Source organism: Luteimonas sp. KH_071 (genome assembly GCF_057838005.1).
Map to the genome: position 1 here is coordinate 1,555,043 of NZ_CM174458.1, position 11,835 is coordinate 1,566,877.

Consider the following 11,835-nt stretch of genomic DNA (forward strand, 5'->3'; position numbering starts at 1 on the left):
GGACGTCGCCCGTCGGGCACCGTTCTGCTACGCGTCGCGCCTGTCCAGCAAGACGGTAGCCTCCGGCGCAGGGACCGCACGGGAGAACAGGAATCCCTGTGCTTCCATGCAGCCCAGTTCCGCCAGCTGCGCGGCCTGTTCTGGCGTTTCCACGCCTTCGGCCACCACGTGCAGGCCCAGGCTGCGCGCCAGGTCGATGATCGAGTGGATGATGGCGCGGGCGCTGCGCGCGTCGGCACAGTCGAGCCCGGCAATGAAGCTGCGGTCGATCTTGAGGGTGGTGACCGGCAGGCGACCCAGGTAGGACAGCGACGAATACCCGCTGCCGAAGTCGTCGATGGCGATCTGCAGGGCGGGTGCCGCGATGCGCAAGCGGCCGAGGGTGGCCGAGGCCTGGTCGATGTCGCGCATCAGCGAGCTTTCGGTGATCTCCAGCTCCACGCACGCCGCCGCGTCGCCGGCAGCGGCCAGCATCTCCTCCAGCCGGTCGACCAGGGCTTCGTCGCGCAAATCGTCCGCATCCAGATTGACGGAGATCCGGCAGTCGGGGTGCTGCTGGCGCCACTGGGCCAGGTCGGCCAGGGCCTGCGCCAAAACGGCAAGGTCGATACGGCCGAGGACGCCGCTCTGTCGGGCCAATGTCAGGAATTCTCCGGGCAGCAGCACGCCACGCAGCGGATGGTGCCAACGCGCCAGCGCTTCGAAGCCGATCACGCGCATCGATGGAAGTTCGACGCGCGGCTGGTACCAGGGCTGGATCTCGCCGCGCTCGATCGCCAGGCGCAGGTCGTGCCGCAACTGCAGCGTGGCCAGGCTGTCGCGCGTCATCTCGGGGGTGAAAAACGCAAAGCGGTTCTTGCCCGCCAGCTTGGCCGCGTACATCGCCGAATCCGCCTGGCGCAGCAGCGTTTCGGCGTCGAGGCCATCTCCCGGAAACAGCGCGATCCCCACGCTCATCCGCAAGGCGAATGTGACGCCGCCCATCTGCACCGGCCCGAGCATCGCATCGAACAGCCTGGCCAGCAGTTGGGAGAGCGGCTCGAGGTCGACACTGCGGGTCAGCACGACGAACTCGTCGCCGCCCAGGCGCGCCACGATGTCGGCGGCCCCAACTGTGGAGGCGAGGCGGGACGCGGCGGTCTTGAGGATCTCGTCGCCCTGCGAATGGCCGTAGCTGTCGTTGACCAGCTTGAAGTCGTCGAGGTCGATCAGGATCACCGCAAGCGGCTGGTCTTCCGTCTGGCTCCATTCGAGCGCGAGGGCGAGCCGCTCCGTCAGAAAGCGGCGATTGCCCATGCCGGTGAGCGGATCGTGGAACGCCAGGTGCGTCAGCCGCGCCGACATCTCGCGGGCCCGGAAGGCGTTGAAGAACATCTGCCCGACCAGTTGCAGCCCCAGCAGGATGTCCGCCGGCCAATGCCGCTGGCGGCGGACGGAATCGAAGCCGATGAAGCCTTCCATCAGGCCCGCATCGCCGAAGGGGACCATGACCAGCGATGCGATGCCTTGGCGGACGAACACCTCGCGTTCGTCGACGGCCTCCTCGGGGAGGTCCTCCACCACGGGCACGTGCACCGCCTGGCCCGCCAGCAGCTGCGTCGACAGCCAGCGGAAATGGTCCATGGGCATGTTCTGCAGGTGCTGCGCCTCGCGGGTGATGCCGTCGGCCACCCACTCGTGCGTGTTGCTCTGTGTCGTCCGATCGTCGTTGCATCGGAACAGGTAGGCGCGGTCCACCTCGAACAACGATCCGATGCGCCCCAGCGCCTGCTCGATCAAACCATCCAGGTGTTCGACCGGCGCATGGATCAGCTCGGTCGACAGCGCCGCGATGAGCCGCTCGAAGGCCAGTCTCTGTTCAAGCCGGACACTGTCGCCCACGCCGCCTGGCTGTTCCCATGTCGCGCGATAGCGGGGGATCGCGCCGTCCACGCGGGTGAGGACCAGGGTGCCAGGCATATCGCTGCCGGCCTGGTCGAGCCGCAGCACGGCACTCGGGCACGTCTCCAGTGCCGCGCAGCAATGCCTGAGCGTGATCCGGTCCATGCCGGGTAACAGCCGGAACAGGTCTGAGGCTGCCCCGCCGCGCGGTGGCGCACCATCCACCTCGAGCAGGTTCTGGTCACTGTCGAACACGCAGCTTTGGGTGAACGTGTCAGTCGACATGGTCGTCTGCAGCAAACATGCGCAAGGGCCCCCCGCCCTGGTGCGGCCCTTGCCGTGGCTATCGACACGATCGGGCCGAGGGAACCTTAGCATCCGCGATGCGCGCCAAGAAGCTGGAGGGCACGGCGGCACTCGATGCGTCTACAGCCTCGCGGCGACCTGGCGCGGCAACTCAAGGGGACGGAGGTAGTGAATCCGTCTCCAGCTCTGCGGCCGCCCGCCGCGACGGTCCATCCTTACGGCCCGGAGCGGATTGAGCTCGATGTAGCGCATTACGCGGCGAGGTAGGCCTCCGAATCGACTAGGCTGGATTTGAATCGCCCTTGCCAGAGCGTCCCGACCCGGCCATGTCGCTGGTTGAACGACTGCACATAGCTCTGGCCCGCTTGCCGCAATGCGCGCGACACACGCCCTGCCTCAGCAGCGCTGAGCAGAAGATGCACGTGGTTGTCCACGAGCACGAACGCGTGGACAGCGACCGCGTGCTTGCGGCAGGCGTCGCGCAGCAGCCGTCTGTAGTGGTGGCGATCGGCATCGTCCATGAAGATGGCGCACCGGTTTACACCGCGCTGGGTGACGTGGAGCGGTACGCCGGGGAGTTCGAGGCGAGGGCGTCGCGGCATAAAAGGCGGGGCGTCATGGGTCGCATGACAATGCCGGGCATGCGATCCGTCTGCCGTCGGGCGATGCCTTCCGACGGCGTAGGTCCGTCTTAATTGCCTCCGTCCCTATTTCCAGTCCCTATTTCCACTATTTCCAGTCCCTATTTCCAGACCACTGCTGTCCACGCAAGGTCGCAATGGAGAGCGCATCAAGCCGCAACCTCTGATGCGGGCTCTCGCGGGACGCCTCGCGTCTGTCCGCGATCCGAGGCTGGACCGGCCGCTCGCGCTTCGGTGACCATACATCCCTCATGTCAGTCGCCCCCACACCCTCCGCACATCTGCTGCACCTGCTGCCCGATGCAGTGGTGCAGACGGATGCGGTCTGGACGATCACCTACCTCAATCCGGCATGGCACGCGCGCACGGGCCATGCGCTGGGTGAGTCGGTCGGGCGGTCGCTGCTGGACTTCGTGCATCCCGACGACGTGGGCACGCTGCGTTCCGGCATGCCGGTGTTCCGGCTGCGGTTCGCGGACGGGGACTACCGCTGGATGCGACTGCAGCTGCAGCCCGAGACCGATGCGGCGGACCGTGTGCTCAGCCGCCAGGGCGTGCTGATCGAAATCACCGATGTCACCGAGCAGGTGCTGGTGGAAGTGCGCCAGCGCTTTCTGCGGTTGCTGGAGACGATCGATGGCGTGGTCTGGGAAGCCGAGCGCGGTGTGGGCAATACCTTCCTGAGCCCGCAGGTGGAGCGCCTGTTCGGCTTCACGGTGGAGGAGTGGCGCGCCGATCCGGGCTTCTGGCGCTCGCGCGTGCATCCGGACGATCTGCCGGCGGCGCTGGCGATCGACGACGCCGCGTACGACGCGACGCACAGCTACGCCTACGAGATGAGCTACCGGCTGATCACGCGCGCAGGCGAAGTGGTGTGGGTGCGCGACCTGTGCCGCACGGTGGTCGAGGCGGGACGGCCGAACCGCATGATCGGTCTGATGATCGACGTGACCCGGCAGAAGACTGTCGAACTCGAACTGCTGCGCTCCGACGAGCGCTACGCGCTGGCGACGCGCGGGTCCAACGACGGCATCTGGGACTGGGACCTGCGTACGGACGTGCTGCATGTGTCGGCGCGCTTCCACGAGATTCTCGGGTTTGACGATGCCGGTCACGTGCACGCGGACGGCTGGCGTTTTCTTCGGCAGATCATCGACCCCGACGACCGCGAACGCGTGCGGTCGGCGTGCCGCAGACATCTGTCGGGCGAGCGGCCGAACTTCTCCGTGGACTTCCGCGCCTGGCACGGCTCGGGGCGGCTGGTCTGGGTGAACTGGCGCGGCGTGGCCCGGTTCGAGAACGGCGTTGCGGTGCGGATGGCGGGCTCGCTGAGCGACCTGGCCGAACGCGGCAGTTCCTATGACGCGCTGACCAACCTGCCGGGCCGGCCGCTGTTCCGTGACCGGCTGGCGCACGCGATCGCGCTGCATGCTGACGGCACACGGGCAGGCGAGGGCGTCGACGGCGAGGATGTCGACACGCGATTCGCGGTGCTGATGCTCGACCTCGACGGATTCAAGGCGGTCAACGACACCCACGGCCACCATGTCGGCGACCAGTTGCTGCAACAGGTCGCGCGCAGGCTGGAAAACTGCGTGCGCGCGGTGGACCTTGTGGCCCGCATGAGCGGCGACGAATTCAACGTGCTGCTCGAGTCCGTCGACCCCGCCGATGCCGCAGCGCGTGGGCGACAGATCGCGGCCGCCCTGGCGGCGCCCTATGCGATCGACGCGCTGACGGTGCGTGCCGGCGCGAGCGTCGGCCTGGTGTGCAGCCATCCGCAGCTTGTGACGAGCGACGACTATCTGCGGGCGGCGGACGCCGCCATGTACCAGGCCAAGCGCCAGTCGATGGGGCTCAGCGTCTTCGTGGCCGGCGCGTCACCGCGCGACGCCGCGCCGCTGGGTGCGCGGATCGCGTCCTGACGGACGCGGCACGGGGCTCTCGAGATGCAACGGACGCCGGGTGTTGCATGTGCCTCGGCATCCGGCGCGGCGCCGGCGTTCGATCCTGTGCAGATCGATGTCCTGCATTCGGCATCTGGAAATCGTTGCGCGCCATGCGATCAGGCCCTGCCTGAACGCGCACGACGCTGTGAAAGGATCCTCACAAATTGCCCCTGTAGCATCCGCCCTCGCAGCCGTTAACGATTTCATGACGGTGCTGCATGGCGTCGGGGAACGGGCCATGCGGGACTGCCGGATGCGCTGCCGCCCGGCCGGGCGTACACACAACAGGGGAAATTCGATGTCGAAGATATGGGCGTTGCTGGCCGCGGTCGGGCTGGCGTGCAGCGCGTGGCCGATTGCCGCAACGGATCAGCACGTGGGGCTGGTGAAGGGCGTGTCCGGCGGCGTCAGCATCGTGCAGGCCCGCGCGACGCGCGCCGCGGAACCCGGCATGCAGCTGCAGGTGGCCGATCGCATCGTGACGGCGCCGGGCGCGACGGCATCGATCGTGTTCCGCGACGGCACGATGCTCACTCTTGGCGGCGGCGCGGATGTCCACGTGCGCGACTACGTGTTCGAGCCGAAGGCCAACCGCTACGCGTTCTCTGTCTACATGGGGCAGGGCTCGGCGATCTACGAGTCCGGCAAGATCGGCCGCCTGGCGCCGGAGTCGGTGAAGGTGGAAACGCCGCAGGCCACAGTGGGTGTTCGCGGCACGCGCTTTCTGATCGAGGCGAATTGAACATGTGGAGCGTCTGTCACGGTCGCTGGCGCGCACTCGTGCTGCTGTCGGTGGCAGCACTGCTGTCAGCGTGTTCGGCCGCGCCCACACGCGTGACTCTGTTGCCCGACCAGGACGGCAAGGTCGGTGCGGTGGTGGTGCACAACGCGCATGGCGAGCAGCGGCTCGACCAGGCCTACGGCCGCGTCGATGCCGGCACCTCGGCTGCGCCGACGCAGGCGAAGGCCGAGACGCGCGAGGCCTTCGAAGCGAAACACCGTGCCCTGCTCGATGCGCAGCCCACGCCGCCGCTGAGCTTCGTGCTGAATTTCCGCTTCGACAGCATGGAGCTCACGCCCGAGTCCCGGCAGAAGCTGCCCGAAGTGCTGGCCGCGGTGCGCAACCGCTTGCCGACGGAAGTGACCGTGTTCGGTTACGCGGATTCCGCCGGTGCGCCTGCGTACAACCTGCAGCTCTCGGCCGAGCGCGCGCGCGCGGTGGCTGCGTTGCTGCGCAAGATCGATCCGGAGTTGCCGATGCAGCTCGACTGGTTCGGCGACAAGTCGCCGCTGGTGCCCACGCCGCCCGGCAAAGCCGAGCCGCGTAACCGGCGCGCGGAGATCCTGATCCTGTGAGCGTGGCGTCCTGCCGCACAACCCGTCGCACGGCGCGCGCCCGATGCGCCGCGTAGACGCGCGCGCGCAGCCGCCGGGTATCGCGGCCGCGCAGAGTCGCCGGCAGGACCTTCTGTTGCTGGTGCTGGGTGTGTTGATTGCGCTGGCGATTGGTGTGGCCGGACTGCTGCGCGCTGCGCCGATCGAGCGGCTCGACCATGCGGTCCTCGACACCCTGATGCGCGCCACCGCAACCGGTGCGCCGGCGCAGGGCACCGTGGTCGTCGATATCGACGATGTGAGTCTGTCGGCGGTGGGACAGTGGCCGTGGCCGCGCTATCGCCTGGCCGCCTTGGTGGAGCGCATCGCCGCCCAAGGCCCGTCGGCGATCGCGCTGGACGTGTTGCTGCCCGAGGCGGACCGGGTGTCGCTGGCCGACATCCAGAAGACCTTCCAGCGCGATTTCGGCATCGATGTCGCGATCACCGGCGTGCCGGAGGGATTGCTCGACAACGACGGGTATCTGGGCCAGGCGATGGCGGATGCCGGCGCTGTGGGCGCGCGCTACTTCTATTTCGATCATGCCACCCGCGAGACCGCGCCCACGCGGCCCGGCGTGGGGTTCGAGGGCGCACTGGACGCACTGGATCTCGACAAGGCGCATGGCGTGCTCGACAACGTCGACGCGATCGGCGCGCAGACCCGCGTCAGCGGTTTCGTCAACATGCAGGTCGATGGCGATGGCGTGTTGCGGCGACTGCCGCTGCTGATCGAATACCGCGGCGTGCTGCAGCCCAGCCTGGCGCTGGCGACGACGATGCAGGCGCTGGGCGTGTCGTCCGGCCAGGTGGTGAGCGGTCGTGATGGCGCGTCGCTCATGATCGGCCCGCACACGGTGCCGATCGATCGCCGGGGGCATGCACTGCTGCGTTTCGAAGGCCCGCCGGCGCGCTACGCCAGCGTACCGGCGGTGGACGTGCTGGCCGACCGGCTTGCGCCGCAGGCGCTGCGCGGCAAGGTGATCGTCATCGGTTCGTCGGCGGTGGGTCTGGGCGACCGCCATGTGACCGCACTGGGTCGCGCGTTCTCGGGCTCGAAAGTGCAGTCGGCGTTGATGCAGAACATCTTCGATGGGCACGTCTTGCGGTCGCCGTCGTGGGGCGCTGGCGCGGCGCTGGTGCTCGGACTGCTGATCGCGTTGCTGCAGGGCGGCCTGGTGGTATCGGGGCGCAGCCTGCTGACGGTGGCGATCGTGACGCTCGGCATGGCGCTCGCACTGGCCGCAGTGGCGTTCGCGGGCTTCGAATATCCCGGGCTGGTGCTGCCGGTCGCAGCGCCCGCACTGGTGGCACTGACGGTGTTGCTGGCGGCGTCGGCGATCCGGTTCTGGGCGCAGCAACGTCATGCGCGCCGCTGGCGCCGGCAGCTCGAGAACGCGCGGCAGGTCACGATCGAATCGATGTCGGCGGTCGCCGAAACGCGCGATCCCGAAACCGGCGCGCACATCAAGCGCACCCAGCATTACGTGCGCGCCATCGCGCAGCGCCTGCGCGACACGGGCCAGTACGCCGATGTGCTGACCGAGGCCTACATCGATCTGCTGTTCCTGTCCGCGCCGCTGCACGACATCGGCAAGGTCGGCGTGCCCGACCACATCCTGCTCAAGCCGGGCCCGCTGACCGAGTCGGAATGGGTGCTGATGCGCCGGCATGCGGAATTCGGCCGCACCATCATCCTCAGCACGTCGCGCCATATCGAAGGCGACAACTTCCTGTCGGTGGCGGCCGAGATCGCCGCCACCCATCACGAGAAATGGGACGGATCGGGTTACCCGGCCGGCTTGAAGGGCCTCGCGATTCCGCTGTCCGGCCGCATCATGGCGGTGGCCGACGTCTACGACGCGCTGGTCAACCGGCGCTGCTACAAGCCGCCGTTCCCGCACGCGCAGGCGATGGCGATGATGCACGCGCTGCGCGGGACGACGTTCGATCCGGTGGTGCTGGATGCCTTCTTCGGGATCGAGGACGAGATCATCCGCATTGCCGGGGAGTTCCGTGACGACGCCGCGGCTGCGGCGGCCGGTGGCGGCGCACACGTCGGCAGCGACGCGTTCTACGACGGCATCGAAGCCGGCGCGGGATTCGCGGCGCCGGCGCTCGCGGTGCAGGACTAGGCGCCAGGCGTCCTACCTCGCGACTGGCGCGCGGCATCTGCGCTCCGACGCCGTCGTGCGGCTAGACTCCGGCCATGACGACCATCGACCAGAGCAAACTCGACCGCATCGTCGCCGAAGCCCGGCGCAGTGCCGAGCAGCGCAATGCCGGCTACCGCGAGCGTGCGCTGACGATGTACCCGTGGATCTGTGGCCGTTGCGCGCGCGAGTTCACCCGCGCCAACCTGCGCGAACTGACCGTGCATCACCGCAACCACAACCACGACGACAACCCGGCCGACGGCAGCAACTGGGAGTTGCTGTGCGTGTACTGCCACGACAACGAGCACTCCCGCCAGCTCGATCACACCGGCGTCAGTGCCCGCAATGCTGAAGACGCGCCTGCCGCGGCCACGTCCAATCCGTTTGCGGATCTGAAGGCGCGGCTCGAGAAGACGCGTTCCTGACCTGGAAGGACACACATGGCATCTGACATCCCATGCGCGATCGCCCGTCATCCGGTGCGGTTGGCCCGCGGACTTGCCATCACGGCAGCGCTGCTCACCGCCGCGTGTTCGACGCCGGGCGACACCGCTGATGCGGTTTCGGGCGAAGTGCGCACCACGGGCGTCATCGCGTCCATCGACACCCGGCCCTGGACCTACGACGGCAGCGCCATCGTGCAGGTGGATGCCGCCGGCGAGAGGCGGCTGGAGGTGCAACTGCCGGCCCGCTGGAATCTGTGCAAGGCCGCGCCGGTGGATATCGAAGCCCTGGCCGTCGGCATGCGTGTGGACGTCGTGGGCGCCGTATCGAGCGAAGAAGACGCCGTGGTGGTCTGCGCGGATGCCTCGCATCGCCTGGCGCCGGTGGACGCCCGCTAAGTTGCGACCCCGCACCGGATTGCGGTCGGCGGTAGCAGGCCTGACGCCCGCGCATATGCCGCATGCGTATCAGGGCGAGCGCTTGTGCGTACCGGACGGCACGGTTCCGTCGGCGCGTGTCGGAAAGTGCACGCGCACCCCGGTTTGGTGCGCGGTGTTTGAGTAGCCTTTCCGTCCTTCCGCATACAGGGTCGAACGCATGAGAGCCACCGTCGTCGGTCTGGTGACGCCGCACCTGCTGCGCGTCGTCGATCTTGCCAACGAGGCGCAGAAGGGCGTCAGCGTGCACTTCCATCTGCAGGATGCCGTGGCCCGGTCCATGGCCGAGATGGCCGATCAGTACAACGCGTCGACCCTGGTGTCGGCGTATGTGGATGGCCTGGAGACCCTGGCGGGGCAGGCACCGACGGCGCGTACGGATTACGTCCGCGTGGTGCAGGACGCAGCGGCGGCTGCGCGGCGTCTCGGCCGCGACTGACGGTTCGAATACCGGTTGCGTGCACTGATTCCCGATCCGGCAGGGCGACGCGTGCTCAGACGTGCGTCCATGTATAGGCCGGTGTGACGGCCTCTCAGGCGATCGAGGCGTGGCGTGCGGCGTCGACCGCGCGGCGCGAGACGGCGGTATTGATGCCCACCGTGTCAGGTGTCCCATGGAGCGCGAAACCCGCGTCGTGCCGGAAGCGCACCCGGGATAGTTCGCGCCACCCGCCGGCGCCAGGGCTCAGCCCGGCATCAACGTCACAGCGGCGATCACCAGCACCGTCACCGCGGTCAGCACGATTGGTGCCCACTTCCTGACCGCAGTGCGCGGACGCGGTTGCGCCGTTCCGGACGTTGTGGGCGCGGACGTCTCCATACCCGGCGCAACAAGCACAAGGCTGACGGTATCGAGCCGCAATTCGTCGCCTGGCCCCAGGAACCCCTGCTGCACGCGCTGGGCATTGATGTAGGTGCCGTTGGAGGACGCCAGGTCTTCGACCGCAAGCCCGTCGCCCACCGGCTTGAGCAGCACGTGGCGGCGCGAGATCTCGTCGACATTGACGGCGATGTCGCAATCGGGTGCGCGGCCGATCACCACGGGACCCGTCACCGGAAACATCTTGCCGGCAACGGCGCCCGACACGCCGCGCAGCACGAAGCGGGGCACCGCCATGCGCACGCGCGTGGCGCCGATGTCGTCATCATCCCGGGGCGCCGGCTCAGGCGTGGATGGGTCGCGCGTGGTTTCGAGCGGGGCGATCGTCGCCACGATGCCGCCGATGTCGATCTGGTCGCCCGCGCGCAGCGCCATGAGATCGAGGACGGGCTTGTCGTTGATCGACACCGGTCCGCCCCCCGGCGGCACCTGCAGGTTCGCACCGGCGCCGGTGAGATGGATCTCGCAGTGCAGCGGCTGTATGGCATCGCCACTGAGCACCACCGCGCTGCCGGGCAGTGTGCCGATCCGGTTGACGCCCGCGCTCAGCAGGACCTGGCCATGCGCGCCATTGGGAAACACCAGCTTCATCTTCGCCCCCCGCGAGACGATGCGGGCGGGAGCGCCGACATCGGCGCGTATTCTAGCCATCGACGACGCGCCATCGACGACGCGCTTCGATGCAGTGCGCAGTGGAGGCGGGCATCACCACGCGACCGGCACCTTGGCGCTAGGCTCGGTCCTCCACTGCCGCGGACACCGGATCCACGCCATGCGCCAGATGCCATCTCTCGCCGTCTTCGGGCTCTTGCTGTGCGTCGGCACGGCCTGCTCCAAACCGCCCGCCACGCCGTTGCCTGTCGGTCCGCCCACCGTGCAGACGGACGCTGCGTCGATCTACGGCGCGGTGCGTCGCAGCGCGGACGGCATCGGCAAGACCTATCAGGGGCGCGAGATCTCGGCGGTGATGGGCTGGCAGGGCGCGGCGTGGCTGGAGCGCGAGGAACGCGAGCGCGAGGAGCGCGGCAGTCTCCTGCTCGAGGAACTGGACTTGAAGCCGGGCATGGATGTCGCCGATGTCGGCGCGGGCACCGGCTATTACGCGCGTCGCATGGCCCCGATGGTGGCACCCGGCGGCACCGTCTATGCAGTCGACGTGCAGCCGCAGATGGTGGCGATGCTCACGCAGGTGGCAGCGCAAACGGGACTCGACAACCTGAAGCCGGTCCAGGCCAGCGTGACCGACCCGGGCCTCGCGCCCGAGTCCGTCGATCTGGCGCTGATGGTCGATGTCTACCACGAACTGGAATACCCGCACGAGGTGCTCGGTGCGCTGGTGCGTGCGCTGCGGCCGGGCGGGCACCTGGTGTTCGTCGAATACCGCGCCGAGGACGATGCCGTCCCGATCAAGCCGCTGCACAAGATGAGCGAAGCGCAGATCCGCCGCGAGGCCGCGTTGCATCCGCTCGAGTGGGAGCGCACCGCCGACACCCTGCCGTGGCAGCACGTGGTGGTGTTCCGCAAACGCTGAGGGACGATCGGCGACAGCGTCTCCGATCCAGTGGCGGTCGCGCGCGTGCGGGCGCGCCGGTGCGGGGTTGGCGGATACCGCCAGGGCTGCGGCGCCTGGTGTCAGGCGTTCTGGATTTGCCGCACGGTCGTCGGGTGTGGCGCGTGCGTCGAATGTCCGCTTCCGGCGCGGATCCACGTTGAACTCCAGATCGACCCACTTTTGCGCCGTCGCGCGAGCGCGCATCTACTGGAGAGT

General features: G+C 68.3%; 11 protein-coding genes. 8 read left to right on the plus strand and 3 right to left on the minus strand.

All coding sequences use genetic code 11. The annotated features are described in order from the left end of the window. Positions 1-27 precede the first annotated feature (27 nt). Both AC3IRM_RS07335 and AC3IRM_RS07340 read right to left on the minus strand, forming a co-directional pair. Positions 28-2,166 carry a putative bifunctional diguanylate cyclase/phosphodiesterase gene (locus AC3IRM_RS07335; protein WP_489205544.1) on the minus strand — a complete coding sequence of 713 codons (2,139 nt, stop codon included), beginning with the start codon at positions 2,164-2,166 and terminating at the stop codon, positions 28-30. Positions 2,167-2,438: 272 nt separating this feature from the next. After that, positions 2,439-2,708 (minus strand): transposase, encoded by a 270-nt coding sequence (locus tag AC3IRM_RS07340; protein ID WP_489205545.1) that lies wholly within the window; start codon positions 2,706-2,708, stop codon positions 2,439-2,441. 371 nt (positions 2,709-3,079) lie between these two features. Here AC3IRM_RS07340 and AC3IRM_RS07345 point away from each other — a divergent pair, with 371 nt between their 5' ends. From AC3IRM_RS07345 to AC3IRM_RS07375, 7 genes are all read left to right on the plus strand, one after another. Continuing rightward, a complete protein-coding gene (locus AC3IRM_RS07345) occupies positions 3,080-4,753 on the plus strand; it encodes a sensor domain-containing protein (protein ID WP_489205546.1) in 1,674 nt (557 codons plus the stop codon). A gap of 229 nt (positions 4,754-4,982) precedes the next feature. Beyond that, positions 4,983-5,519: a FecR family protein gene (locus AC3IRM_RS07350; protein WP_489205547.1), complete on the plus strand. Its 537-nt coding sequence runs from the start codon at positions 4,983-4,985 to the stop codon at positions 5,517-5,519. 2 nt (positions 5,520-5,521) lie between these two features. Further along, positions 5,522-6,133 carry an OmpA family protein gene (locus AC3IRM_RS07355; RefSeq protein ID WP_489205548.1) on the plus strand — a complete coding sequence of 204 codons (612 nt, stop codon included), beginning with the start codon at positions 5,522-5,524 and terminating at the stop codon, positions 6,131-6,133. A gap of 43 nt (positions 6,134-6,176) precedes the next feature. Continuing rightward, positions 6,177-8,285: a CHASE2 domain-containing protein gene (locus tag AC3IRM_RS07360; protein WP_489205549.1), complete on the plus strand. Its 2,109-nt coding sequence runs from the start codon at positions 6,177-6,179 to the stop codon at positions 8,283-8,285. 74 nt (positions 8,286-8,359) lie between these two features. After that, complete coding sequence (locus AC3IRM_RS07365; RefSeq protein ID WP_489205550.1) at positions 8,360-8,731, plus strand: YajD family HNH nuclease; 372 nt, start codon at positions 8,360-8,362, stop codon at positions 8,729-8,731. A gap of 15 nt (positions 8,732-8,746) precedes the next feature. Further along, a complete protein-coding gene (locus tag AC3IRM_RS07370; RefSeq protein WP_489205551.1) occupies positions 8,747-9,148 on the plus strand; it encodes a hypothetical protein in 402 nt (133 codons plus the stop codon). 199 nt (positions 9,149-9,347) lie between these two features. After that, positions 9,348-9,626, plus strand: coding sequence for a hypothetical protein (locus AC3IRM_RS07375; RefSeq protein ID WP_489205552.1), 279 nt, complete (start codon positions 9,348-9,350; stop codon positions 9,624-9,626). A gap of 246 nt (positions 9,627-9,872) precedes the next feature. Here the strand turns inward: AC3IRM_RS07375 and AC3IRM_RS07380 are convergent, their stop codons facing one another. Continuing rightward, positions 9,873-10,718, minus strand: a complete 846-nt coding sequence (locus tag AC3IRM_RS07380) for an FHA domain-containing protein (protein WP_489205553.1) — start codon at positions 10,716-10,718, stop codon at positions 9,873-9,875. A gap of 121 nt (positions 10,719-10,839) precedes the next feature. Between AC3IRM_RS07380 and AC3IRM_RS07385 the strand changes: the two genes are divergently transcribed. Beyond that, entirely contained in the window at positions 10,840-11,598 is a 759-nt protein-coding gene (locus AC3IRM_RS07385; protein WP_489205554.1) for a class I SAM-dependent methyltransferase, read from the plus strand. The last annotated feature ends 237 nt before the right edge of the window (positions 11,599-11,835 follow it).